Origin of the sequence: Streptomyces rimosus subsp. rimosus (assembly GCF_000720725.1) — a bacterium.
Lineage (GTDB): Bacteria > Actinomycetota > Actinomycetes > Streptomycetales > Streptomycetaceae > Streptomyces > Streptomyces rimosus_A.
The window spans coordinates 18,558-43,534 of sequence record NZ_JOCQ01000044.1; the positions used below are offsets into that span (position 1 = coordinate 18,558).

Sequence of the window (24,977 nt, forward strand, 5' to 3'; positions counted from 1 at the left end):
CGTCCGGAAAACAGAAACGGCCCCCGGCAGCAATTGCTTCCGGGGACCGTTCCGTTACGGAATGACGGTGCCTGCCGCGTCGGCGTCAGCCGAGGGCGGCATCAGCCGATCTGTGCGCCGACCGCCTTCAGGGCCGCCGGGACCGGCTGGAAGTAGGTCTCGCCGCCCGAGGAGCAGTTGCCGCTGCCGCCCGAGGTCAGACCCACCGCCGCATCGCCGTCGTACAGCGCGCCGCCGCTGTCGCCGGGCTCGGCGCAGACATCGGTCTGGATCAGCCCTTCGACCGTGCCTTCCTGGTAGTTGACGCTGGCGTTCAGCGCCTTGACCGTGCCGTCGTGCACCTGGGTGGTGCTGCCACTGCGCGTGACCTTCTCGCCGACGGTGGCCTCGGCCGCCTTGGTGATCTTCTGCGGGCTGCCGCCGTAGGTGTTCACCTCGCTCGGGTGGGCGGTGTCCGCGGTGTACTTGGCGATGGCGTAGTCGTTGCCCGGGAACTTGGAGTCCTCGGTACTGGCGATCTCCTGGCCGCCCTGCTTGTCGGACCAGGACTTGACGGCGTTGCCGCAGTGGCCGGCCGTGAGGAAGTACGGCTGGCCGCCCTTGGTGACGTTGAAGCCGAGCGAGCAGCGCGAGCTGCTCCCCCAGATCGCGTCGCCGCCGGCGATGAACGGGGAGAACTTCCCCTTGCTGCGGCGCAGCTCGGCCTTGCTGCCGAGGTCCTTGACGACCTTGTCGAGTTTGTCCAGCCGCGCGCCCGAGACCGTGCGGTCGGCGGTGACGACGACCTTGTTGGCCCGCGGGTCCATGGCCCAGGCCGTACCGGGGATGGTGGCCCGCTGCTTGAGCGTCGCCCGGGCCGCGTCGAGCTGGGCGAGGCTGTGCCGGACCATTCTGGCCTCGGCGCCCTTGGCCCGTACGGCGTCGGCCGCCTTCCGGTCGACGACGTTGACCACCAGCTTCTTGGCCGCCGCGTCGTAGTACGAGCCGGCCGCGTGGCCGCTGAGCTGGGACGCGAGTGCGGTGGCCGCGGCGGGCGTCAGCTGCTTCACGGCCGGGCCGTCCGCCGCGTTGGCGCTGGCCAGGGAGAGGGTGGCAGTGGTCGCGAGGGCCAGGGCTCCCGCGCCGGCCAGGACCGCGCGCCGCTGAGGAATCCGTCGGTGCTTCAACTCAATGCCTTCCGTGGGGGGATGGGCCGCGGTGTGTGGGGGGCCGCGTGCCCGGAGGGTGTTGAGGAACAGACACGGAACGGGAGTTGCCTGCGCAGCCTGCCGCAGGAAGTCGCGTCCATGCCAATGCGCGGTTTCGAGTATTCCGATTAACGGTGCTCGCGCACAAGACCGAGATCCGGTCTGGAGAACGGGCAGCGATCAACCGGCCGTTCGCGCGGAGTTCCGATATCCGCGCACGTCGTTTCCCTGTGCGGACACCAAACGAACACTTTGGAGTGGCCGGAACCGGCCTCGGACGCCGTCCGTACCTGTCCGAAAATCGACGGTCCCGGCCGGACTTCGCCCACGGGGACCGGCACGACGCACGGAAGATTCACCCCGCAGGGAGACTTGCTTCGCACACCAGGACAGTTCTCCGCCTCCCGGGCCTCCGCTCCCGCATCAGGGAAGCTGCTCCGCCTCCGGCAACTCCTCCAGACCGGTGACCGCTTCGGCGCGCGGCACGGCTTCCGGCCGGGCGTCCTGCACGTCTTCCGGCCGGACTTCCTGCCGGGCGTCCGGCTCCTGCCGGACATCCGGCCGCGCTTCCTGTACGGCGGCGGGCTCCCGCCTCTCATACGCCTCCGTCTGCGCCTGCGCCTGGAGGCCGGAGCGCTCCAGGAAACGCAGCAGCTCGACCGGGAACGGCAGGACGAGCGTGGAGTTCTTCTCCGCGGCGACCGCCACGACGGTCTGAAGCAGGCGCAGTTGCAGGGCGGCGGGCTGGTCGGACATCGCCTGCGCCGCCTCGGCCAGCTTCTTGGACGCCTGGAGTTCGGCGTCGGCGTTGATGACCCGGGCCCGCCGGTCGCGGGTGGCCTCCGCCTGGCGCGCCATCGACCGCTTCATGGTCTCCGGCAGCGACACGTCCTTGATCTCCACCCGGTCGATCTGCACGCCCCAGCCCAGCGCCGGACTGTCGATCATCACTTCCAGCCCCTGGTTGAGCTTCTCCCGGTTGGAGAGCAGGTCGTCCAGGTCGCTCTTGCCGATGATGGAGCGCAGCGAGGTCTGGGCGACCTGGGAGACCGCGAAGCGGTAGTCCTCGACCTTGACGACCGCGTCGGCGGCGTCCACGACCTTGAAGTAGACCACCGCGTCCACCCGGACCGTCACGTTGTCGTGGGTGATGCCCTCCTGGGCGGGCACCGGCATCGTGACGATCTGCATGTTGACCTTGCGCATCCGGTCGACGGCCGGAACGATCATGGTGAAGCCGGGCCCGCGCGCGGGCGAGGTCAGCTTCCCCAGGCGCAGGACGACGCCCCGTTCGTACTGCTTGACCACCCGCGCGGCCGCCATCACGTACACCGCGCCCGCCGAGGCCAGCGAGATCCCGGCTATCACGAGTTCCTCGACCATCACGGCCCCCTGCCGTCCGATCTGCCCGCGCACCCGCGTCCGGATCGTGCGCCCTCACCACGGTATGACCGGCCCGTGGAACGGTCGAGGGTCCGTGTCGGCCGTACGCCGCGCGGCCACCGGCGAGGCCCCCGGCCGCGGGTGCGGTCGGGGGCCCGGAATGCTGCCGGCTGCGTGGGGGCGGGTCAGTAGATGCTGACCCCGTACGCGCTGATCGCTTCGGTGACGGGCTGGAAGTAGGTCGTGCCGCCGGAGCGGCAGTTGCCGCTGCCGCCGGAGGTCAGGCCGAGCGCCGTGCTGCCGGCGTAGAGCGGGCCGCCGCTGTCGCCGGGCTCGGCGCAGACGGTGGTCTTGATCATGCCGTACACGACGTCGCCGTTGCCGTAGTTGACGGTGGCGTTCAGGCCGGTGACCTTGCCGCTGTGGGTTCCGGTGGTCGAACCGCGGCGGGTGACCGTCTGGCCGACGGTCGCGTTGCCGGCCTTGGTGATGTCCTGGCCGCCGACCGTGCCTTCGTGCGAGACGCTGCTGTTGCTGTAGCGCACCAGGCCGTAGTCGTTGCCCGGGAAGCTGGAACCGGCGGTCGGGCCGATGCTCGTGCTGTGCGAGGAGTTGGTGTACCAGGGCGGGTTGCCGTCGGTGCAGTGGCCGGCCGTCAGGAAGTAGTACGTGCTGCCCTTCTTGACGTTGAAGCCGAGGGAGCAGCGCCAGCTCGGCGCGTAGATGGCGTCGCCACCGGAGATCAGCTTGCGCAGCACGCCGGGGATGCGCTCGACCTTCAGCGCACCGGCGTTGACGCCCGCGGTCTGCTTGATCCTGTCGAGCTGGGCCGGGGTCACCCGGCTGTCGGCCTGGACGACGACCCGGTGGGTCTTCGGGTCCACGGCCCAGGCGGTGCCCGCGACGTCCGCGGAGCGTACGGCGTCGCTGACGGCGGCGAGCTGGGAGGCGCTGAACGTCGCGGGTGCCGCGGACGGTGCGGGCTCGCCCGCGTGGGCGGTGGGCAGGGTCATGGCGCCGATCGCGGCCAGCCCGGACGCCACGGCGATCAGCCGGCCGCGTCTGGCCGCGCCGCTTCGGGGGGTAGTGCGCTCGTGTCTCACTGCTACCTCCGAGGGGATCGGAAGGACCCGCCTGTGGGCAGGTCCGTACGGCACCGCCCGGCGGGCACGCGGGACTCCGCACGTCCCGTTCGCGCATGCCCCGGACAGCGCTGCTCGGGAGTTTCGAGGGCCGGGACCGCGGGCGCAAGGGTGGCTTTCGGACGCCCGCACGGTGGCCGTTCACACGCCCGCCCCGGCAGCAACGGACGCTGCCGGGGCGGAGGTTGACCCCCTCGGTCGGTACTGGGACGGCTCAGCCCGGGATGCGGTTCCGCTCCCCGGCGCGCAGTGCGAAGGGCAGGGTGTTGCCGGGCGGCGGGAAGGGGCAGATGAAGTGGTCGGCGAAGGCGCAGGGCGGCAGCAGGGTGCGGTTGAGGTCCACCGGTACGGTGCCGTCCGCCACCGGGGCCGGGGTCCGCAGGAAGCGGAAGCGGTAGCTGTCCGTGCCGCTGGTGGCGTCGGCGAGGACGGCCCACAGCGAGCCGTCCGCCTCGACGGCGACCTGAAGCGTGTGCTCGTCGCCGTCCAGCGTGAAGGCCAGTTCGCCACCGAGGCCGAGCCCCCGCCGCTGCCCGTCGGCGTTGGCCACCTCGACCGTGCGCCCCGTGCGGTACGGCCGGAAGAGTCCGGGCCGCACCCAGCTCTCGTCGTACGGGAAGACGTCGATGCCGCCGAAGGTGCGGCGGGCCTCGGAGCCGGGGTCGAAGACGCGGACGGCCCACTGCCCCTCCCGGTGCAGCACCGGCAGCCGCCGGCCGTCGTGCGCGACCCGGGCCGCCGCGGGGCTGCCGTCCGCGCCGAGCCGTACGGTGCCGTCGAGCGGGGCCCCGTCGACGGTGAGCCCGTCGTCGGCGGCTGCGCGCAGGACCACCGCCGCGCCGTCCGTGCTCCAGTGGCCCGGTACGCCGTCGAGCCGGCCGTCCGGGGAATCGGCGAGCCAGTGCGTGCCTGTCAGCGCGAGCGGACCGTACGGCCGGGCAACCTCGGCGGCGCGCTCGTTGTGCCAGGCCCTCCAGTCCTGCTCCGCCTGCGTGCCGGTGCTGCTGGTGGTGGTGCTCATGGCGTCAACCCTTTCCTGCGGGACGTACCGGTTCCGGCAGCCCCAGATGAGAGCGCAGCGTGGCGCCCTCGTATTCCGTACGGAGAACGCCGCGCTCCTGGAGCAGCGGCACCACCCGGTCCACAAAGCCGTCCAGGCCGTCGGGGGTCAGGTGCGGTATGAGGATGAAGCCGTCGGCGGCGCGGCCGGCCACGAAGGCGGCCATCTCCTCGGCGACGGCCGCGGGCGTGCCGACGAAGGACTGCCGCCCGGTCGTCTCGATCACGGTCTCCCGGATCGACAGGCCCTTGGCCTCGGACAGCGCCCGCCAGCGGTCGGCGACCGCCTTCGGATCGCCGATCCTGACGCGGCCCTGGGCCAGCTGGGAGTCCGGGTCCGGGTCGAAGTCCGGCAGCGGCCCGTCCGGGTCGTACGCGGACAGGTCCACGCCCCAGACCTGTTCCAGGGCGACCAGCGCGTTCTGCGGCGAGACCTGCTGCCGGCGGATCGTGGCGGCCCGTTCCTGGGCGTCGGCCGCGGTGTCGCCGAGGACGAAGGTGACACCCGGCATGATCTTGAGGGAGTCGGCGTCCCGGCCGTGCACGGCCAGCCGCGCCTTCACATCGGCGTAGAACTCCTGGCCCGCCTCCAGGGTGCTGTGCCGCGTGAAGACCACGTCGGCGGTGGCTGCGGCGAAGTCGCGGCCCTCGGCGGAGTCCCCGGCCTGGATGATGACGGGGTGGCCCTGCGGGCTGCGCGGCAGGGTGAACTCGCCCCGGACGCTGAAGTGCGGCCCCTGGTGCGCGACCGGCCGCGCGGTGCCGCCCGTCGGCCAGGAGTCCCACAGCGCGCGGGTCGTGGCGACGAACTCGGCGGCCCGTACGTAGCGGTCGGCGCGGTCGAGGAAGCCGCCGCGGCGGAAGTTCTCGCCGGTGAACGCGTCCGAGGTGGTGACGACGTTCCAGGCGGCACGGCCCCCGCTGAGGTGGTCCAGGCTGGCCAGCCGCCGGGCGAGTTCGTACGGCTCGTTGAAGGTGGCGCTGACGGTGGCGGCCAGGCCCAGCCGGTCGGTGACCGCCGCCAGCGCGCTCAGCACGGTGATCGCCTCCGGGCGCCCCATGACGTCGAGGTCGTGGATCCGCCCCTTGTGCTCGCGCAGCCGCAGCCCCTCGGCGAGGAAGAAGAAGTCGAAGCGCCCGCGTTCGGCGGTGCGGGCCAGGTGCTCGAAGGAGGCGAAGTCGATCTGGGACGCGGCGCGGGCGTCCGTCCACACGGTGGTGTTGTTGACGCCGGGGAAGTGGGCCGCCAGGTGCATGCGCCGAAGGGGCGGCGCGGCGGACGGGGCGCGGGACGGTGCGGTGGTCGTGGTCACGGTGCGACCTTCCGGGCGGCGGCGTAGCGGTTGGCCGGGCGCGGCAGGCCGAGGTGCTCGCGCAGGGTCGCGCCCGGGTAGAAGCGGCGGAGCAGGCAGCGGTGCTGGAGTACCGGGACGGTGCCGTCGACGAGCCGGGCGAGGTCGCGCTCCGGGTCGGCGGGCCGCAGGTGGAAGCCGTCGCTCACACCGTCCGCGTGCCAGTCGCCGATCAGGTCGGCGAGCCCGACGGCGTCACCGGAGCAGTACAGCTCGACGGGCAGCGAGACGAGCACCCGCAGCCGGTCGGGGTCGCGGCCCAGGGCCCGGGTGCGTTCGCGCAGGTCGGCGCGGGCGTCACCGGCGGTGGCGGGGTCCTCGGCCCGTACGAGGGCCACGTCCGCGTGCGCCGCGGCCACCTCCCGGGCGGCCCGCGCGCTCGCGTCGACCACGACGACGGGGCGGCCCTGGGGCGGCCGGGGCGTGATGGCGGGGCCGCGCACGGAGAAGGACGAGCCGCGGAAGTCGACGTGGTGCAGCTTGTCGCGGTCGACGAACCGGCCGGTGGCCGCGTCACGGATCTCCGCGTCGTCCTCCCAGCTGTCCCACAGCCGGGCCGCCACGTCGGCGACCTCGCCGGCCTCCCGCCACAGCGCGTCGGCGGGCGCGGCGTCCCGGCGGCCGAAGAGCCGGGCCTCGGCGCGGGACCGGGACACCTCCACCGTCCAGCCCGCCCGGCCGCGGCTGACCCAGTCCAGGGTGTTGACCGCGGTCGAGACGTGGAACGGCTCGGTGTGGGTGGTGGTGACGGCCGGCACCAGGCCGACGCGCCCGGTCGCGGGCGCGACCCGGGCCAGTACGGCGAGCGCGTCGGGCCCCGGCCGGGCGAAGGAGTCGCCGAGCGTGACGAAGTCCAGGGTGCCGCGCTCGGCGAGCCGGGCCAGCCGGACGTAGTGCTCCGGGTCGTACGCCTGCGGTCCGCGGCGGGCCCTGCGGGCCGGGCCGTCGAGCGCGAAGGCGAGGTGGAGGGGGCGCAGAGCGCACGGGGATGCGGGCATGTGGGGGCCTTTCGTCGCTGGTCGCGGACTGCTGACGAGACTTCTGGGGAAGCGCGGGCAAGGCTCCTGCGGGCCGCCGGCGGAACTTCTCACCGCGGTGCGCCCCGCTCCGGTACGGCGTGCTCGCGCAGGAACCGGAGCAGGGCGCGCGCGGTGGCGTCGTTCTGCCGGAAGGCGGGCGCGTTCGTACGGGGCCGGGCGAAGGCGCCGGAAGCGCGGGCATCGGTGTACGGGCCGAGCGCGAAGCGGCGCGGGTGCGGCCGGCCGGCGCGGTCGAGCACCCGGCCGTCGCGGGGATCGACGGCGAGCAGGCCGGTGTGGGTGGAGGCGGCGCCGTCGTCGTACAGACCGCGCAACAGGGCGTCCTTCGTACCCGTCACGGTCGGCTCCGGGAGCCGCGCCTCCACCAGCGCGCGGGCCTCGGCCAGCACGCCCGGCGCGCTGCTGCCGCGGGCCCGGAACACCCCGCGCTCCGGGTCGGCGGTGACGGTGAGTCCGGCACCGAGGAAGCGCACCACACCGGCCCGGGACAGCGCGAGCAGCTGCCGTAGCCGCGGCCCCGGCGGCCCGGAGGCCAGGTAGCTGAAGAAGCCGTGCCACCAGGGGCCGTGGTCCCCGAGGCGGGTGAGCTGGCCGTATACGGACAGCAGGGCGAGGAAGACCGCCAGGTCGGGGCTGTGCGTGGGGTCGTGGCGGCGGGCGAGGTCGGCCTCGATGTAGGAGCGTAAGCCGTCTTGGAGGGCGTCCGCGTCCCGGTAGCGGACGTCCGCGAGGGGCCGGTCCAGGGCGGCCAGGTCGAGATGGTCCGCCGGATCGGGTACGGCGGCGGCGATCAGCTCCCGCTGTTCGGCGCTGAGCGGCTCGGCGGCGGCGTACTTCTCCTCGAACGCGGTCCAGTCGGCGCGGACGCGCTCCGGGTGGGCGGTGAAGAGGCGGTGGTAGTGGGCGAAGCCCAGTTCCTTGTCGATGAGCGGCCAGGCGTCGCGCCGGAAGTCGAAGCCGTCCGGGCGGGCGAGCAGCGCGTCGACCTGTGCGGGACCGAAGAAGCGGGGCAGTGGGGGCCGTTCGCCCTGCCAGGTGTAGCCGAGCTTGGCGTGGTACGGGATGCCGCGCCGCGAACCGACGTACAGCACCGGCTCCTTGCCGGACGGCCGGTACACCGGCCCGCCGTCCGGGCCCGGTGCGTACGAACCGCCGCGCCCTTCGGTGAGCAGCACCATCAGGTCCACGAAGGCCAGCCCTAAGCCGCGCACGATCACCGGCTCGCCGGGGCCCAGCCCGGCCAGGTCCGTGTCTGCCGTGAAGCCCGCCGGTAGATAGGCCAGTTGGTGGTCCGCCGCGAAGGCGGTCAGCGCGCGCTGTTCCGGCGGCGGCTGGGCGTCGAGGTGGCCGAGGGCGAGGACGACGAGGTCGGCGACGAGCGGTGTGGGGCTGCCCTCCAGCCACACCTGCTGCCGTCCGTCGCGCGGGCCCGCGACACGTACCGCGCGGCGGCGGTGCACGTGGACGGTGACGCCGGGCGGCAGCGCGGCCACCACGTGCTCGTACACCCACTCCAGGTAGGCGCTCTGCACCTGCCGCCCGGCGAAGCCCTGCGGCCCTAACCCGGCGATGTCGGGAAGCAGTTCGCGGCCCACGGAGATCTCACCCATACGTACCAGGGCGGCCCACTCGGCGAGCGAGGGCCCGGCCCGTACCGGCCCCTCCTGCTCGACCGATGCGTCGGTGAACATCGTGACGTCCTCGGCCATGGAGTTCATCCACAGCAGCGGGGACTGGTCGCGGCGCCAGACGCGTCCGCCGCCGGGCGGGTAGGGGTCGACCAGGTGCAGGTCGAGCGGGGCGGTGCCGTACAGCTCGGGGGCGTTGGCGGCGAGACGTTCGACCAGGCCGGTGCCGCGCGGGCCCGCGCCGACGAGCACGACGGCGGGTCTCACCGGGCACCGGTCCGGCGCCGCGCGGAGGGGGCCGGGGGAAGCGGGAGACGGTGCGGGGGGCGCGGGGACGGCGGGGCGTCCGCCGCGCGGTGGTTCGCAGGCATGCGTGAAGGCTCCGTGGATGCGGTGATCCCACTGGGGGAGGTGAACGCCTTCACACACCGGCCGGGGCCGGGAACAGGCCGCGCCCCTCAGCGCAGCCGGACCTTGAGGTTAAGCGGCGAACGGCCCCGCGTGTCAAGGCTGTCCGGATCGTGAGCAGCGCGTCTCATGACGGTTGACGGAAAACCGGATGCCTGTTCCACTTGGCCGCATGGACTCATGGCAGCGGCTGGTCACCCGCGACCACATCGACTTCGGTCGTGTGTGGTCGTCCTCCTGTTGAGCTGACGCCCTGCCCCGGCCCGCCGGCCTTTCCGGCCGGGCCCGCGGCGCGCCGCCTTCCCTCCGCCGCGCCTTCACACACCCGCGCCCGCCGGCGCACCCTCCCCTCGCAGCACCGCCGCACCCTCCGGGCCGCCACGGCCCGGAGACCAAGATTGTCGATAAATCTCTTCCCATCGCGGCCTGCCCCGGCAGACCGGTCAACACCGCGCCTCCGGCAAGCGGCCGACCGGGTTCATCCGGCCCCTCGTACGGGGTCGGCCGGGGCGTCGTTCGCGCACGAACCGTTCGCATTCCGTCCGGTTTGCAGCGGGAAACGACCGGGTACCGGTCCGGCACTGGACGTTCCGACACTCGATGTGACAGCCTTCACACGGTCAGTTTCCGCGACTCCCCCCGGTTCTGACGCCATGCCACCCTCTTTGCACCAGATGTGTCACGAACCCCCCGTGCGGCGGCTATCCACTTGGCAGAGCATCCGCATCATGGACGACGATAGAGGTGCGGACACACGGACCGCGGGTGAGAGGAGGCGTCAATGGGATCGGTACGCAAGGCAAGCGCCTGGCTGGGCCTCGTCGACGACAACGATGACGAGCGCTACTACGACGACGACTACGCCGAGGGGTCCGAGCCCGGCAGCACCGGGAGCAACCCCTGGGTGACCGACCCGCGCGTCCAGGTCGCCGAGGAGAGCGCCCAGGACCAGGGCACCCGCATCGCCACCGTCACCCCGGACGGCTTCCGGGACGCCCGCGGCATCGGGGAGCTGTTCCGCGAGGGCATCCCCGTCATCGTCAACCTGACCGCCATGGAGTCCGCCGACGCCAAGCGGGTGGTGGACTTCGCGGCCGGGCTGACGTTCGGGCTGCGCGGCTCCATCGAGCGGGTCGCCACCCGGGTCTTCCTGCTCACCCCGGCCGACTACCGGATCCTCAACGGTGAGCCCGGCCGGCGCCGCGGCGAGGGCGGCTTCTTCAACCAGAGCTGACCCGGGGGCCCGGTCCGGCCCACCGGGCCGGCGGGCGCCGTGCAGCCCGCCGGCCCCGGCCGGCCCCGCTCACCGGAACGCGTCGAGCCCGGTGAGCGCCTTGCCCAGCACGAGCTGGTGCATCTCGACGGTGCCCTCGTAGGTGAGCACCGATTCCAGGTTCGTCGCGTGCCGCATGACGGGGTACTCCAGCGAGATCCCGTTCGCGCCCAGGATCGTCCGGGCCGTCCGGCAGATCTCGATCGCTTCCCGTACGTTGTTGAGCTTGCCGAAGCTGATCTGCTCCGGCCGCAGCCGCCCCGCGTCGAAGCGCTGCCCCAGGTGGTGGGCGAGCAGCAGGCCCTTGTGCAGTTCCACGGCCATGTCGGCCAGCTTGGCCTGGGTGAGCTGGAAGCCGCCGATGGGCCGGCCGAACTGCTCGCGGGTACGGGCGTAGTCCAGCGCCGCCTCGAAGCTGGCCCGCGCGGCGCCCATCGAGCCCCACACGATCCCGTACCGGGCGTGGCCCAGGCAGCGCAGCGGGCCGCCCAGCCCCTTGGCGCCGGGCAGCACCGCGTCGGCCGGCAGCCGCACCCCGTCCAGGACGAGTTCACTGGTGACCGAGGCACGCAGCGACCACTTATGGGTGATCTCGGGCGCGGAGAAGCCGGGGGTGCCGGCCGGGACGAGGAAGCCGCGGATGCCGTCGTCGGTCTGCGCCCAGACCACCGCGACCCCGGCCACCGACCCGTTGGTGATCCACATCTTGCGGCCGGTCAGCACCCAGTCGGTGCCGTCCCGCTTGGCGTGGGTGCGCATGTTGCCCGGGTCGGAGCCGTGGTCCGGCTCGGTCAGGCCGAAGCAGCCGATGACCTCGCCGGACGCCATGTCCGGCAGCCAGCGCTGCTTCTGCTCCTCGGAGCCGAAGCGCCAGATCGCGTACATGGCGAGCGAGCCCTGTACGGAGACCAGCGAGCGGATGCCGGAGTCGGCCGCCTCCAGCTCCAGGCAGGCCAGGCCGTACTGGACGTGCGAGGCGCCCGCGCAGCCGTAGCCGCTCAGCGCCATGCCCAGGGCGCCGAGGGAGCCCAGTTCGCGGGCGAGCTCCCGGATGCCGGGCAGCTCGCCGCGCTCGTACCACTCGGCGATGTGCGGCAGCACCCGGTCGCCGGCCCAGCGGCGGACGGTCTCGCGGACCGCCCGGTCCTCGTCGGAGAGCAGGTCGTCGATGCCCAGCGGGTCGGCCGGGTCGAAGGGCGGGAGCTGCGGGGACGGGGGTGCGGACATGGCGGGGCCTCCGGTGGCTGCGCGAACCCGAAAACTAGCGGTGTTAGTTATCCGGTTCCGACGGTACGGCCGCCCGCGGCGCGGCGGCAAGGGCCACCGCCGCACGGGAACGCCCCGGTCAGCGCCGTACGCCTGCGCCGTACGGGAGGACGGCCCCGGTCAGCGCCGTACGCGCCGGTACGCCCGCGCCGCTCACCGTCCGGTGTTCGCGGGCGCGGGCTCCGCGTCGCGGTGCGCGTCCCCGTCGGTCCGGTCCCCCGCGTCCGCCGCTCGGCGCGGCAGCCGCAGCGCGATCAGCGCGCCGACCAGCAGCAGCACGGCGCTGGTGACGAGCGTGACGTGCAGCCCGTGCACGAAGGAGCCCTGCGCGGCGTCGCGCAGGACGGACCGGGCCGGGCCGCCGAGCGTCGAGGCGACCTTGTACGCCTCCCCCAGGGAGTGCGCGGCCGAACCGGCGGCACTCTCCGGGACACCGGCCACATGGGACAGCCCCGGGGCGTAGGCGGCGTTCATGACACTGCCGAGCAGGGCCACGCCGATGCCGGCGCCGAGCTGGTACGAGGTCTCGCCGATGGCCGCCGCGCCGCCCGCCTGGTCGGCGGGGGCCTCGCTGAGCATCGACTCGTAGGCGCCGAAGAGCGTGCTCTGGAAGCCGAAGCCGAGCAGCACGAAGCCCAGGACGAGCAGCCAGGGGCGGTCCGTCTCGTCCATCGCGGTCAGGCAGAGCACCGCCGCCGCGGTGAGCACGAAGCCCAGCGAGACCATCGCCTTGGGTCCGACGGCCTGGAGGACCTTCGAACCGGTCAGCCCGGCGGCCATCGCCGAGAAGACCAGCGGCAGCATCCGCAGCCCGGTCTCCAGCGGGCTCAGGCCCAGCACGAGCTGGAGGTACTGCACCGCTATCAGCTGGAGCCCGACGAGGGCGAGCATCGCCAGCACGATGCAGCCCACGGAGGTGCCGAAGGCCGGGCGGGCGAACAGCCGCATGTCGATCAGCGGGTGCGCGCGCCTGCGCTGGCGCCGTACGAAGACGATCAGCAGCACGGTGCCGAGCAGGATCGAACCCAGCGTGGTCGGGCCGATCAGCGCCTCGCCGCTGCCGATGCGCTTGACGCCGAGGACGACGCCGAGCACGCCGAGCGCCGCGACGACCGCGCCGACGGTGTCCCAGGGCCCGTTGCGCTCGCCCCGGGACTCCGGCAGCAGCCAGCGGCCTATCAGGGCCATGACCGCCATCATCGGGATGTTGATCAGGAAGACCGAGCCCCACCAGAAGTTCTCGACGAGGAAGCCGCCGAGGACCGGGCCCACCGCGGCGCCCACCGCGGCCACCGCGCTCCACACGCCGATCGCGACCGCCCGTTCACGCCGGTCGGGAAAAACCTGGCGCAGGATGGACAGCGTGGCCGGCATGATCATCGCGCCGCCGATGCCGAGCAGCGCGCGGGCGGTCATCAGGATCTGCGGGTTGGGGGCCAGCGCGGCGGCGGCCGAGGCCGCGCCGAACAGGCCGTAGCCCATGAGCAGGATGCGGCGGCGGCCCACCCGGTCGCCGAGCGTGCCGAAGAGGATGAGCAGGGACGCCGCGATCAGCGGGTAGATGTCCACGATCCACAGCAGTTCCACCGGCCCCGGGCGCAGGTCCTCGGTGACCGAGGGCACCGCCACGTACAGGATGGTGGTGTCCAGCGCGACGAACAGCAGGCTGACGCAGAGCACGACCAGAACGGTCCAGCGGCCCGCGCCGACGCCTCCAAGCCGGGGAACACCCGCCGTCCGCTCGTCGCCGGACGTGGTCGTCCCGGACATTCGCGTACCTCCTGTCATGCTCTCGCGGCCGCGTGCCGGGGCGCGAAGGCGCTCCGGCAGAACCGGCGGCACGGGCGAGTTGAGACGTCAGACTACGCGAGTCGCGTGACGTGACGCGTGGCTCACCCCACGATGAGACGCTCATCGCAGGGCCCGGCGGTTCCCATACCCGCTGACGGGCGGCGGGTACCGGCCGCGGGATAATCGACCGGATGAACGATCTTGCCCCCTTTCGCGCCCCGGCGCCGACCGGCCACGGCGGCGGCCGCCCCGTGCGCGCCGCGCTGCGCCGGGCCGCCCCGGCACTGCTGGCGTACGCCGCGATCCGGGCGCTGGGGGTGCTCGTCCTGGCCGCCTGGTCCGCGGCGCACGGCAAGAGCTGGCACACCCTGCTCACCGCCCGCTGGGACTCCCTCTGGTACACCCGCGTCGCGGAGCAGGGCTACGGCTACAGCGTCCAGCTGGCCAACGGGGACGTGCATTCCAACCTGGCGTTCTTCCCGCTGCTGCCGTGGCTGGAGCGGGGTCTGTCCGCGCTGACGCCGCTGTCGGCCGCCGATGCCGGGCTGGCGGTGTCCTGGCTCGCGTCGCTCGCCGCGGCCTGGGCGCTGTACCTGACCGGCGAGCGGCTGCACGGGCCGCGGGCCGGGGTCGCGCTGGCCGCGCTGTGGGCGGCGCTGCCGGTGGGGATCGTGCAGTCGATGGCGTATTCGGAGTCGCTGTTCACCGCGCTCGCGGCGTGGGGCGTGTACTGCGTACTGACCGGCCGGTGGGTGACCGCGGGAGTGCTGGCCTCGCTGGCGGGGCTGACCCGGCCGGTGGGGGCCGCGGTGGTCGCGGCGGTGTGGCTCACCGCCGCGGTGACACTGTGGCGGGACCGCCCGGCCGGCGGGGCTCCGCGGTGGGGCCGCCACCGGCGGATGCTCCTCGGCGTGCTGCTGGCACCGCTGGGCTGGTGCGGCTATTTCCTGTGGGTGGCCGCGGAGCGGGGCAGCCTCACCGCGTATCTGGACGTCCAGGGCGGCTGGGGCAACGGCTTCGACGGGGGCAGGGCCTTCGCCGCGTTCCTGTGGGACCTCGGCTTTCCGGCGGGCCTCGGACTGCTGGCCGGGGTCGCGCTGGTGGTCTGGCTGTACGTGCTGGGCGCGCGCCGCGGGCAGCCGCTGCCGCTGCTCGTCTACGGCGGCACCGTCCTGCTGCTGGCGCTCACCGCCAAGGGGTACTTCGGGTCCAAGCCGCGGCTGATGATGCCGGCCTACCCGCTGCTGCTGCCGCTCGCCGCCGGGCTGGCGCGGTGGCGTCCGGCGGCGGCCTGGACGGTTACGGCCCTGGTCAGCGCGGGGTCGGCGGTGTACGGGGCGGTGTGGCTGAACGGTTCGGGGCCGCCCTGAGCCCGTCGGCCGCCCCCGCGCCGAACGGAACATTCCCCTCCGGGAACGGCCTCCCGGGGAAACGCACCGCGACACCCGCACGAATCGGCGATAAACTTCTCCGGCGAATTGGAAAGGGCTCACCCGGAGCGACTTCCGGGAGCGTCCCGAGAGGTAATCGGACGCCCCTGGAATTCCTTCGGAAAACCACTGTCCAAAGTCGCGTTTGAGACAGATTGCACATCACATCGTCATTACAAAGCTCACAGTTCGACCGGGCACCGACATCACACGCGGTAACGTCGATTGAGTGCGTACCGATGACAAGCTCGACCAGATGGAGGAGCGCCCGGCCGATCGCCCACCGTCACGTATGACCCGGACCCGCTGGTGGCTGTTCGGGGGCACGCTCGCGGTGTACGTGGCGATCGTGGTCGGCGTGCTCGCCACCTCATGGCTGGTCACGTTCGACTGGCAGGCCATGCTCTTCCGGCCTTACAAGCAGTGGCCGGAGATCCACGCCTTCCTCGACTACTTCGTCGTGCTCGGCCAGCGCGGCCCCACCGCGGTTGCCGTGGCGGCCTGGCTGGGCTGGCGCTGCTGGCGGACGAAGAACCTCCACCCGCTGCTGGTGCTGGGCACCTCGCTGCTGCTGCTCAACATCACCGCGGGCGCCGCCAAGCTCGGCATGGGCCGGCTCGGCCCGCACTACGCGACCACCATCGGCGCCAACGAGATGTGGCTCGGCGGCGATATATTTCCTTCGGGCCACACCGCGAACGCCGTGGTCACCTGGGGTGTCCTGGCCTACCTGGCGACCACGCCGCTGCGCCGCCGGGCACTGTCGGTGATCGCCGCGCTCGGCGCCCTGGGCGTGGGCATGACCACGGTCTACCTCGGTACCCACTGGGTCAGCGATGTGCTGCTCGGCTGGGCCGCCGGGCTCCTGGTCCTCCTCGCGCTGCCCTGGTTCGAGCCCGCGGTGGAGTGGGCCGAGGCCCGGCTGACGGCCCTGTGGATACGGCTGCGGACCGGCCGGCCGCGCGTCCCCGCGCCGCTCGCCCCGGTGGCCGCCCGCTCCGGGCTGTCCGCGCCGCGCCCCGCCCCCGAGGACGAGGTGCTCGTACGGGAAGCCGCCGGCCCCGCCCGCACCGGCACCGCCACGCGCACCGCGGACGCCCGGCCGCACCACCCGCCGCGCCCGCACACGGTCCGCTCGGAGCGCACCCCGGTCACCCCGACCGGCCCCCGGCGCCCGCCGCACGCCGACCGCGCACCGCGCACCGCGCCGCTGGCCCCGGCGCCGGCCCGCGGCCGTACCGGCGGCAGCTGAACCGCGACCAGACCCGCGGGGACGGTACGCACAGCCTCTCCCCCGCGGCCGACGGCCCCGGCCGCTCCTCCTCGGAGCGCCGGGGCCGTCGGCCTTTCCCACGGCTGGCGCCGCGGCGGTTCAGCCCTTCCAGCTGCGGGTCACGACGTCGTCCTTGACCTCGAAGTTCAGGCGGCCGCCCAGGTACTCCATGGTGATGATCGTGCCCGGCGCCAGGGAACGGACGGTGCTCCAGCCGCGCTCGCGGGCGCGCTCCTCGGCGGTCCGCCGCGCCAGCCCGACATAGGTCTCGGGGTCGTCGTCGGGTTCGAACGGGGACTTCGGTACGGGTGCCATGGCAGCCACCGTAGGCGCCCGCCGACGGCGGTGGAAGGGCCGGGGTGCCACGCCCCGGTACCCGGCCGGTCCTGCGTTCGTCACACTTCTGTCACAGGACCACGGCGCGTGTCCGGTTCGGTTTCCGTCACCCGAACGAGCCCGGCACTGCACCAACCGGGTGGGAATCCAGGTCGGCCGGATTCCGGCCTTGATCGTCGTCCGGAGACCGCCGCGGCACGCCTGCCGAGCGGCCGGAATTAATTCCCCGTCAGTCTCCGTTTATTCCTTCGATTTCCCGCCGTCCGGCGTCCGGAAATCGGTCGGCGGCACGCCGCCCACGCATATTTCACGGGCATGACGGCCGACGGCGGGTTTGGGTCCACCGCCGCGCGGTACTCGCTGTTGCCGAGGAGCCCCATGGGAGACAACACAGCGAAGACACCGGACAGAAGCAACAACGACCGAGCGGCGTCCGCCCGCCCCAGCGCACCGGAACTCCTGCGGTCGGCCCGGGAACAGCTCGCCGAGCTGACGGGTCTGACCCCCGAGACGGTCTCCCGGTTCGAACGGACCGAGGACGGCTGGGTCCTGGAGACCGAGGTGCTGGAGCTCGCCCGGGTCCCCGAGACGATGAGCCTCATGGCGTTGTACGAGGTCTCGCTCGACCCGGACGGCATGCTCACGGGCTACCGGCGCGTCAGCCGCTATGAGCGCGCGAGAGGAAGACCACAGACATGACCGTTGTCCCGGCACAACAGCAGTCCGGGGGCGGGGGTGGCACCAGTGGCCTCTACGACGTCCTGGAGCTGATCCTCGACCGCGGCCTGGTGATCGACGCGTTCGTCCGCGTCTCACTGGTCGGCATCGAGATCCTCAAGATCGATGTCCGGGTGGTGGTGGCCAGCGTCGACACCTACCTGCGGTTCGCCGAAGCCTGCAACCGGCTCGACCTGGAGACCGGCGCCAACAAGAGCCCCGGCCTGCCCGACGTGGTCGGCCAGGTCACCGAGTCCGGCGCCAAGGGCAAGTCCAAGGGCGCGCTCTCGGGCGCGGCCGAGACCTTCGCCGAGGCGATCGGTCAGGGGCGGGACAAGGCAGAGGCCGAAGGTGAGCCGCAGCGCAGGCCGCGGCGCACCGCCTCCCGCAAGAAGGAGGAGAGCGAGTGAGCACGTACGTCTACGGCATCGCCCGCGCCGGCCACCCGGAACCGGAGCAGGAGATCCTGGGCATCGGCGATCCGCCGCGCCCGGTCCGCGTCGTCCGCGGCGGGGACCTGGCGGCCATCGTCAGCGACTGCCCCGACCGGCTCCGGCCCAAGCGCCGTGACCTGCTGGCCCACCAGCACGTACTGACCGAGGCGGGAGCGGACGGAGCGGTGCTGCCGCTGCGGTTCGGCTCGCTGTCGGACAGTGACGAGGCGGTCCAGGAGGTGCTGGCCGAGCACGCCGAGCACTACAAGGCACAGCTGGACGACCTCAACGGCCGGGTCGAGTACAACGTGAAGGCCGCGCACCGCGAAGAGGACGTGCTGCGCCGGGTCCTGGTGGAGGAGCCCGAGATCCGGGCCCTCAACGAGGCCAACCAGGCGTCCGGCGGCGGTGCCTACCAGGACAAGCTCCGGCTCGGCGAGCTGATCGCCAACGCCGTGCGGGCCCGCGAGGTGGGCGACGCGCACACGGTGGAGACGGCGCTCACGCCGCGGGCCGAGCAGTCCCGGCCCGGGCCCGAGGGCGCCGGCTGGCTGGTCAACCTGTCCTTCCTGATGCGGCGCGAGGACGCGGCCGCGTTCCTGGAGGCCGCCGACCGGCTCGGCTCCGACCACCCCCACCTGGAACTGCTCGTCAACGGACCGCTGCCGCCGTACAGCTTCGTACGGCCGCTGGAGTCCGCCGCGGCGGAGTGACCGGTGGGCCTGCTCAAGGAACTGCTGCTGCTCCCGGCCGCTCCCGTGCGCGGGACCGGCTGGGTGTTGCGGCAGGTCCTCACCGAGGCGGAGCGGCAGTACTACGACCCGTCCGTGGTCCAGCGCGAACTGCGCGAACTGTCCGAGCGGCTGGACCGCGGGGAGATCGACGAGGCCGAGTTCGACCGGCGCGAGGACGCGCTGCTGGACCGGCTGGAGGAGCTGCGGCAGCGCTCCTCCGGGGCCTAGCCGCCCGCCCCGCCGCACCCATGCGCAACAGACATTGAGGAGAACCCCGAGATGAAGAACCGGCCGGCACTGGTGCTGGCCGTCGCCGGAGGCTATCTGCTCGGCCGTACGAAAAAGGCCAAGCTCGCCATCGGTATCGGCAGCATGGTCCTGGGCAAGCGCCTGAACCTCAGCCCGCAGCAACTGGTCTCCCTGGTCAGCGACCAGATAGCGGCCAACCCGCAGCTCAAGGAGTTGCGTGAGCAGCTGCGCGGCGACCTGAAGGGGGTGGGCAAGGCGGCGACCGGCGCGCTGGTCACCAAGCGCCTCGACTCCCTGGCGGACAGCCTGCACGAACGGACCCTGAACGTACGCGACCAGCTCGACGCGGGCGAGGCCGGCGGCAAGGCCGCGGACACCGTGCGCGGGGCGACCGGCGGCGGACGCAGCCGTGACGAGGCGCCCGAGGACGCCGAAGAGGAGGAGACCGCCGAGGACCGCGGCGGCTCGCGGAAGTCCGCGGGCGGGGAAGGACGGAGCGCCGCCAAGAAGACCGGCACCCGCTCTTCGAAGACGGGCACATCCGGCACGAAGACCGCTTCCGACAGGCGCAAGCGGCCCGCGAAGCAGACCGCCGCCGCCCCGAAGAAGACCGCGTCGGCCGCGAAGAAGACGGCCCGGTCCGCCACCCGCCGCAGCGGGGGTGAGGACCGTGGCTGAGTCGAGGTCCGGCGGCCCGGTGGCCGCCGTCAAGGAGAGCGTGGCGGGCAACCCGGCCGTCGACCGCCTCAAGGAAGAAGCCGTCTCGTTCGCCGCGGCGCAGGCCCAGCGGCTGCTGGTGGCCACCGGCAAGCGGCTCGGCGAGGCCACCACCCGGCTCACGGACGTGGCGGAGGGCCGCAGCGACAGCCTGGTCGGCCCGGTGCTCAAGGACACGCTCAAGGGCGCGGTCAAGAACACCCTCAAGGACGGCGCCAAGAACACCGTCAAGGGCGCCGTCGGCAAGCTGACCGGCAAGCGCAAGGGCGGCGGCGGCAAGGGCAAGTTCGTGACGATCAGCGAGGACGTCGACGTCGGCGTACCGGTCCGCGAGGCGTACAACCAGTGGACGCAGTTCCAGGAGTTCAGCACCTTCGCCAAGGGGGTGCAGGGGGTGGAGTCCGCCGACGACACCGACTCCAACTGGCGCGCGAAGATCTTCTGGTCCACCCGCAGCTGGAAGGCGCACACCACCGAGCAGATCCCGGACGAGCGCATCACCTGGACCTCGGAGGGCGCCAAGGGCACGCTCAAGGGCGTGGTCACCTTCCACGAGCTGGCCGAGAGCCTCACCCGGGTGCTGCTGGTCATCGAGTACTACCCGAAGGGCCTGTTCGAGAAGACCGGCAACATCTGGCGGGCGCAGGGCCGCCGGGCGCGCCTCGACCTCAAGAACTTCCGCCGCTTCGTGATGATGCGGGGCGAGGCCACCGGCGAGTGGCGCGGTGAGATCCGCGACGGCGAGGTCGTCGTCAGCCACGACGAGGCCCTGGAGCGCGAGGAGGAGGACCGCGAGGAGCGGGACACCGAGGGCGCGGACAAGCCGTCCGAGGACTCCTACGAGGAGGGGTCCGGCGATGCCCGCGACACCGACGACGCCGAGGGCGAGGAGCCGGAGGCCGAGGACGCGTACGAGGACGAGGACGAGGACGCCGAGGACGAGCCCGAGGACGCGTACGACGACGAGGAGGACGCCGAGGAGGACGCGTACGAGGAGGAGCCCTCCGACTCCGCTGCCGAGGAGGAGGACGAGCGCGAGCCGGAGCCGGCCCGATGAGTTCCCAGGTCCCCTCCCCCTACGGCTCCTCCAACGGCGGTGCCAACCTCGCCGACATCCTCGAACGCGTCCTGGACAAGGGCGTGGTGATCGCCGGTGACATCCGCATCAACCTGCTCGACATCGAGCTGCTCACGATCAAGCTGCGGCTGATCGTGGCCTCGGTGGAGCGGGCGGAGGAGATGGGCATCGACTGGTGGCGCGACGACCCGTCGCTGTCCTCCGGCGCCCGGCGCCGGGAACTCGCCCGGGAGAACGAGCGGCTGCGCGAGCGGATCGCCGCCCTGGAGGAGCAGGAGCCGCGAGAGGAGATCACTTGAGCACGCACGGCGCCGAGCTGATGTACACCTACGCCGTCGCACGGGCCGGCTGCCGTCCGCCGGACGGGCTGCTCGGCGTCGCGGACGCACCCGTGGAGACCGTCGCGGAGGGCGCGCTGGCCGCCCTGGTCTCCCGGGTGCCGGCCGCGGACTTCGACGAGGAGGCGCTGCGCGCGCACCTGGAGGACATGGCGTGGCTGGAGCGGACCGCCCGCGCGCACCGCAGCGTGGTGGACACCGCCGCCGCGGAGTTCTGCGTGCTGCCGCTGCGCCTGGTGACCGTCCACCGCGACGCGCGCGGGGTGCGGCAGGTGCTGGCGCAGCGCGCCGAGGAGTTCCTGAGCGCGCTGGTGAGCCTGGACGGCCGGATGGAGTGGGGTGTCAAGGCGTACGTCGAGGACCCCGGCACCGCCAAACCGTCCGTGCCCGCGAGCGGTTCGGCGCGTCAGGCGCCGGCCGACGGCTCGGGGCGCGACTTCCTGCGCCGGCGGCTCGCCCACCGGCAGGCCCAGGAGCAGAGCCAGCGGCGCGCCGACGAGCTGGCCCGCGCCGCCCACGAGGCACTGGACAAGATCGCCGAGCGCAGCCGGCTGCACCGCCCCCAGGACCCCCGGCTGTCCGGCGTCAGCGGGCGCAATGTGCTCAACGGCGCATATCTGATCCCCCGCGACCAGGCCGGGGCGTTCGCGGGCCTGGTGGGCGAGCTGGCGGACCGCAGCCCCGGCGTACGGATCGAGCTGACCGGGCCGTGGGCCCCGTACTCCTTCACGCAGGCGCCGCAGCCTTCGGACCCGGGCGGGGACACCGGGGCGGGCGGTGCCGGATGACCGCGCCGGTGCCCGCCTCCGAGCCGGGCCATCCGCTGGCCGACCGGCAGATCGCGCTGGTCGACCTGCTGGACCGGCTGCTGGCGGGCGGCGCGGTCATCGCGGGCGATCTCACGCTGCGCATCGCCGAGGTGGACCTCGTCCGCATCGATCTGCGGGCCCTGATCAGCTCGGTCAACGCCAACGTCCCGTCGCCCTTCGACGATCTGGGGCCGGATGCCGAGGAGGAGGTGGCGCCGTGACCCGGCGCGTCGAACTGGACGAGGACACCGTGGAGCGCGACCTGGTGCGGCTCGTGCTGACGGTGGTGGAACTGCTGCACCAGCTCATGGAGCGGCAGGCGCTGCGCCGCGTCGACCAGGGCGATCTGTCCGAGGACCAGGAGGAGCGGATCGGTCTGACGCTGATGCTGCTGGAGCGGCGGATGGGCGAGCTGTGCGAGCGCTACGGCATCGGCAAGGACGAACTCAATCTGGACCTGGGCCCGTTGGGGCCGCTGCTGCCCAGGGAGTGAGAACCGCGGCGCGCGACGTCCGGGGGCCGCAATGATCCGGCCGGGCTGTGTACGCCCCCTCGCGTGACGCGGGGCGGGCGGCCATCATGGCCGCCAGAGCCCGAGCACGTCCCTTACCGGCTCAGCCGGTTGCTTCTTGGCGAACGAGGTGGCGCAGATGGGTACGGACACCGTGGCGGCGAGCCCGGAACCGGTACGGGCCCGACGGCCCGGCGCAGTGCTGGTGGACTGGCTGACCACCACCGACCACAAGAAGATCGGCCATCTCTACCTGATCACCTCGTTCGGCTTCTTCCTGGTCGGCGGTCTGCTGGCGCTGCTGATGCGGGCCGAACTGGCCCGCCCGGGGCTGCAGATCCTGACGAACGAGGACTTCAACCAGGCGTTCACGATGCACGGCACGATCATGCTGCTGCTGTTCGCCACCCCGGCCTTCGCGGGCTTCGCCAACGAGATCATGCCGCTGCAGATCGGCTCGCCGGACGTGGCGTTCCCACGGCTGAACATGCTCTCGTACTGGCTGTTCCTCTTCGGCGGCCTGATCGTGCTGGCCAGCCTGCTGACGCCGACGGGCGGCGCGGAGTTCGGCTGGACCGCCTACGCGCCGCTGAATTCGCTGGGCCGCTCCCCCGGCATCGGCGCCGACATGTGGATCATGGGCCTGGCGCTGTCCGGCTTCGGCACCATCCTCGGTTCGGTCAACTTCCTCACCACCATCATCGGGATGCGCGCGCCGGGCATGACGATGTTCCGGATGCCGGTCTTCACCTGGAACGTGCTGTTCACCTCGATCCTCGTGCTGATCGCCTTCCCGGTGCTGGCCGCCTCGCTGCTGGCGCTGGAGGCGGACCGGCGCTTCGGCTCGGTGGTCTTCGAGGCCCAGTGGGGCGGATCGCTGCTGTGGCAGCACCTGTTCTGGTTCTTCGGGCATCCCGAGGTCTACATCATCGCGCTGCCGTTCTTCGGCATCATCACCGAGATCATCCCGGTCTTCTCGCGGAAGCCCATCTTCGGTTACGTCATGCTGATCGGCGCGACGATGGCGATCACCGGGCTGTCGGTGGTGGTGTGGGCGCACCACATGTTCGCCACCGGCGCGGTGCTGCTGCCGTTCTTCTCGTTCATGTCGTTTTTGATCGCGGTGCCGACGGGGGTGAAGTTCTTCAACTGGATCGGCACGATGTGGCACGGCTCGCTGTCCTTCGAGACGCCGATGCTGTGGGCCGTCGGCTTCCTGGCGAGCTTCCTGTTCGGCGGGCTGACCGGCGTGATCCTGGCCTCGCCGCCGCTGGACTTCCAGGTCACCGACTCGTACTTCGTCGTCGCCCACTTCCACTACGTCGTCTTCGGCACGGTCGTCTTCGCGATGTTCGCCGGCTTCTACTTCTGGTGGCCGAAGTTCACCGGGAAGATGCTCGACGAGCGGCTGGGCAAGCTGCACTTCTGGACGCTGTTCGTGGGCTTCCACACCACCTTCCTCGTCCAGCACTGGCTGGGCGTGGCGGGGATGCCGCGCCGCATCCCCGACTACCTGGCGGCCGACGGCTTCACCGCGCTGAACACCCTCTCGACCGTCGGCGCCTTCCTGCTGGGCCTGTCCACGCTGCCGTTCCTCTACAACGTGTGGCGGACCACGAAGTACGGCACGAAGGCCGAGACGGACGATCCCTGGGGCTTCGGCCGGTCGCTGGAGTGGGCGACCTCCTGTCCCCCGCCGCGCCACAACTTCCTGACCATTCCGCGCATCCGCTCGGAGTCGCCCGCCTTCGACCTGCACCACCCGGAGATCGTCCGGCTCACTCCGCCGGACGCGCCGGTGCCGGAACGCTCCGCCGGGGAGCCGGAGCCGGGTTCAGCGCCCGGGTCAGCCGGTCCCTGATCTCCTCGATCCGCCCGGCCAGTCCGGGCGGTTCGCGGACCTCGAAGTCGAAGCCCATCAGGACGATGTGAATGACCAGTACGTCCAGGCTGTGCGCGCCGGTGCGCAGCAGGCAGCGGTGGTCGTCGAGCGGTTCGATGACGCCGTCGGCCGGGGTGATGCGCCGGCCGGCCTCCTCGGCGGAGGCGTGCAGCACGATGGCCGCCTGCTCGGTGTAGGCCCGGGTGGACACGCCCTGTGAGACGTAGGCGGCGAGGTCGTCGGCCGGGCCCTGCCGTGGGGTGAACCGCGGGCCGTGCGGCGGGGTGGGGGTGATGCGGTCGGCGCGGAACGTCCGCCAGTCCGCGCGGTCCACGTCCCAGGCGACGAGGTACCAGCGGCGCTGCGCGGACACCAGGCGGTGCGGCTCGACGGTGCGGCGGCTGGCCGTACCGTCGTGCGCCGCGTAGTCGAAGCGCAGCCGCTCGCTGTCGCGGCAGGCGTTGGCCAGTTCGGTGAGGGTGGCGGCGTCGACCCGGGGTCCGTCCGCGGTGCCGAACATGGGGACGGTGAAGGCGGTCAGGGCGCTGACGCGGCGGCGCAGCCGGTTCGGCAGTACCTGTTCCAGCTTGGCCAGGGCCCGTACGGAGGTCTCCTCGATGCCCTCGACGCCGCCGACGGCCGCGGTGCGCAGCCCGACGGCGACTGCCACCGCCTCCTCGTCGTCGAGGAGCAGCGGTGGCAGATCGGCGCCCGCGCCCAGTTGATAGCCCCCGGCGGTGCCGGGGGCCGAGTGGACGGGGTAGCCCAGTTCGCGCAGGCGGTCCACATCACGGCGGACGGTGCGCGGGGTCACGCCGAGCCGGTCGGCGAGATCCGCGCCCGTCCACGCGCGGTGTGCCTGCAGCAGGGAGAGCAGGCGGAGCAGTCGTGCCGAGGTCTCCAACATGCCGGGCAGTCTGGCATCCCATGCGGACAGCTA

The 24,977-nt window shown here is 72.6% G+C and carries 25 protein-coding genes; 14 read left to right on the forward strand and 11 right to left on the reverse strand.

Going from position 1 to position 24,977, the window contains the following annotated elements; translation table 11 throughout:
- Positions 1–101: 101 nt before the first annotated feature.
- The 7 genes from IH45_RS0122820 to IH45_RS0122850 all read right to left on the reverse strand — a co-directional run bounded on the left by IH45_RS0122820 (position 102) and on the right by IH45_RS0122850 (position 9,058).
- Positions 102–1,166, reverse strand: coding sequence for a S1 family peptidase (locus IH45_RS0122820; protein WP_030671434.1), 1,065 nt, complete (start codon positions 1,164–1,166; stop codon positions 102–104).
- 444 nt (positions 1,167–1,610) lie between these two features.
- On the reverse strand, positions 1,611–2,570 hold the full coding sequence (locus IH45_RS0122825; protein WP_030671437.1) for a slipin family protein: 960 nt from the start codon (positions 2,568–2,570) through the stop codon (positions 1,611–1,613).
- Positions 2,571–2,755: 185 nt separating this feature from the next.
- The gene (locus IH45_RS0122830) at positions 2,756–3,673 is read right to left on the reverse strand and encodes a S1 family peptidase (protein WP_030671440.1); all 918 of its coding nucleotides are present in this window, start codon (positions 3,671–3,673) and stop codon (positions 2,756–2,758) included.
- Positions 3,674–3,926: 253 nt separating this feature from the next.
- Positions 3,927–4,733 carry a DUF1684 domain-containing protein gene (locus IH45_RS0122835; protein ID WP_030671443.1) on the reverse strand — a complete coding sequence of 269 codons (807 nt, stop codon included), beginning with the start codon at positions 4,731–4,733 and terminating at the stop codon, positions 3,927–3,929.
- Positions 4,734–4,737: 4 nt separating this feature from the next.
- Positions 4,738–6,027 (reverse strand): NtaA/DmoA family FMN-dependent monooxygenase, encoded by a 1,290-nt coding sequence (locus tag IH45_RS0122840; protein WP_030671446.1) that lies wholly within the window; start codon positions 6,025–6,027, stop codon positions 4,738–4,740.
- Between the two features lie 53 nt (positions 6,028–6,080).
- Positions 6,081–7,121 carry an LLM class flavin-dependent oxidoreductase gene (locus IH45_RS0122845; RefSeq protein ID WP_030671448.1) on the reverse strand — a complete coding sequence of 347 codons (1,041 nt, stop codon included), beginning with the start codon at positions 7,119–7,121 and terminating at the stop codon, positions 6,081–6,083.
- A gap of 89 nt (positions 7,122–7,210) precedes the next feature.
- Positions 7,211–9,058 (reverse strand): FAD/NAD(P)-binding protein, encoded by a 1,848-nt coding sequence (locus IH45_RS0122850; protein ID WP_030671450.1) that lies wholly within the window; start codon positions 9,056–9,058, stop codon positions 7,211–7,213.
- 922 nt (positions 9,059–9,980) lie between these two features.
- Here IH45_RS0122850 and IH45_RS0122855 point away from each other — a divergent pair.
- Positions 9,981–10,433 carry a cell division protein SepF gene (locus IH45_RS0122855; protein WP_030671453.1) on the forward strand — a complete coding sequence of 151 codons (453 nt, stop codon included), beginning with the start codon at positions 9,981–9,983 and terminating at the stop codon, positions 10,431–10,433.
- A gap of 69 nt (positions 10,434–10,502) precedes the next feature.
- Here IH45_RS0122855 and IH45_RS0122860 read toward each other — a convergent pair whose 3' ends face one another.
- A complete protein-coding gene (locus IH45_RS0122860; protein WP_030671456.1) occupies positions 10,503–11,699 on the reverse strand; it encodes an acyl-CoA dehydrogenase family protein in 1,197 nt (398 codons plus the stop codon).
- Positions 11,700–11,891: 192 nt separating this feature from the next.
- Complete coding sequence (locus IH45_RS0122865) at positions 11,892–13,508, reverse strand: MFS transporter (RefSeq protein WP_030671459.1); 1,617 nt, start codon at positions 13,506–13,508, stop codon at positions 11,892–11,894.
- Between the two features lie 212 nt (positions 13,509–13,720).
- Here IH45_RS0122865 and IH45_RS0122870 point away from each other — a divergent pair, with 212 nt between their 5' ends.
- Both IH45_RS0122870 and IH45_RS0122875 read left to right on the forward strand, forming a co-directional pair.
- Entirely contained in the window at positions 13,721–14,899 is a 1,179-nt protein-coding gene (locus IH45_RS0122870) for a mannosyltransferase family protein (RefSeq protein ID WP_030671463.1), read from the forward strand.
- Positions 14,900–15,188: 289 nt separating this feature from the next.
- Complete coding sequence (locus tag IH45_RS0122875) at positions 15,189–16,211, forward strand: phosphatase PAP2 family protein (RefSeq protein ID WP_030671466.1); 1,023 nt, start codon at positions 15,189–15,191, stop codon at positions 16,209–16,211.
- Positions 16,212–16,331: 120 nt separating this feature from the next.
- Here IH45_RS0122875 and IH45_RS0122880 read toward each other — a convergent pair whose 3' ends face one another.
- Complete coding sequence (locus IH45_RS0122880) at positions 16,332–16,547, reverse strand: I78 family peptidase inhibitor (protein ID WP_003986606.1); 216 nt, start codon at positions 16,545–16,547, stop codon at positions 16,332–16,334.
- A gap of 399 nt (positions 16,548–16,946) precedes the next feature.
- On the opposite strand from IH45_RS0122880, the gene IH45_RS0122885 reads away from it, so the two are divergent.
- From IH45_RS0122885 to ctaD, 11 genes are all read left to right on the forward strand, one after another.
- A complete protein-coding gene (locus IH45_RS0122885) occupies positions 16,947–17,267 on the forward strand; it encodes a gas vesicle protein GvpO (protein ID WP_032918116.1) in 321 nt (106 codons plus the stop codon).
- On the forward strand, positions 17,264–17,695 hold the full coding sequence (locus IH45_RS0122890) for a gas vesicle structural protein GvpA (RefSeq protein ID WP_030671470.1): 432 nt from the start codon (positions 17,264–17,266) through the stop codon (positions 17,693–17,695). The genes IH45_RS0122885 and IH45_RS0122890 overlap by 4 nt, the downstream gene beginning before the upstream one ends.
- Complete coding sequence (locus IH45_RS0122895) at positions 17,692–18,432, forward strand: GvpL/GvpF family gas vesicle protein (RefSeq protein ID WP_030671473.1); 741 nt, start codon at positions 17,692–17,694, stop codon at positions 18,430–18,432. The genes IH45_RS0122890 and IH45_RS0122895 overlap by 4 nt, the downstream gene beginning before the upstream one ends.
- Positions 18,433–18,435: 3 nt before the next feature.
- Positions 18,436–18,681 (forward strand): gas vesicle protein GvpG, encoded by a 246-nt coding sequence (locus IH45_RS0122900; protein WP_030671475.1) that lies wholly within the window; start codon positions 18,436–18,438, stop codon positions 18,679–18,681.
- A 51-nt stretch (positions 18,682–18,732) separates the two neighbouring features.
- Positions 18,733–19,380, forward strand: a complete 648-nt coding sequence (locus IH45_RS0122905; RefSeq protein ID WP_030671477.1) for a hypothetical protein — start codon at positions 18,733–18,735, stop codon at positions 19,378–19,380.
- Entirely contained in the window at positions 19,373–20,476 is a 1,104-nt protein-coding gene (locus IH45_RS0122910; RefSeq protein ID WP_030671479.1) for an SRPBCC family protein, read from the forward strand. Before IH45_RS0122905 ends, IH45_RS0122910 begins: the two co-directional genes overlap by 8 nt.
- Positions 20,473–20,796 (forward strand): gas vesicle protein, encoded by a 324-nt coding sequence (locus tag IH45_RS0122915; RefSeq protein WP_003986599.1) that lies wholly within the window; start codon positions 20,473–20,475, stop codon positions 20,794–20,796. The genes IH45_RS0122910 and IH45_RS0122915 overlap by 4 nt, the downstream gene beginning before the upstream one ends.
- Positions 20,793–21,623 carry a GvpL/GvpF family gas vesicle protein gene (locus tag IH45_RS0122920; RefSeq protein ID WP_234440634.1) on the forward strand — a complete coding sequence of 277 codons (831 nt, stop codon included), beginning with the start codon at positions 20,793–20,795 and terminating at the stop codon, positions 21,621–21,623. Before IH45_RS0122915 ends, IH45_RS0122920 begins: the two co-directional genes overlap by 4 nt.
- Entirely contained in the window at positions 21,620–21,865 is a 246-nt protein-coding gene (locus IH45_RS0122925) for a gas vesicle protein (RefSeq protein WP_050515092.1), read from the forward strand. The genes IH45_RS0122920 and IH45_RS0122925 overlap by 4 nt, the downstream gene beginning before the upstream one ends.
- On the forward strand, positions 21,862–22,137 hold the full coding sequence (locus IH45_RS0122930) for a gas vesicle protein K (protein ID WP_030671485.1): 276 nt from the start codon (positions 21,862–21,864) through the stop codon (positions 22,135–22,137). The genes IH45_RS0122925 and IH45_RS0122930 overlap by 4 nt, the downstream gene beginning before the upstream one ends.
- Before the next feature lie 157 nt (positions 22,138–22,294).
- Complete coding sequence (gene ctaD, locus IH45_RS0122935; protein WP_030671488.1) at positions 22,295–24,016, forward strand: aa3-type cytochrome oxidase subunit I; 1,722 nt, start codon at positions 22,295–22,297, stop codon at positions 24,014–24,016.
- On the opposite strand, the gene IH45_RS0122940 is transcribed toward ctaD, so the two are convergent.
- A complete protein-coding gene (locus IH45_RS0122940; protein ID WP_030671491.1) occupies positions 23,934–24,944 on the reverse strand; it encodes a helix-turn-helix transcriptional regulator in 1,011 nt (336 codons plus the stop codon). The genes ctaD and IH45_RS0122940 overlap by 83 nt on opposite strands.
- Between the last annotated feature and the right edge of the window lie 33 nt (positions 24,945–24,977).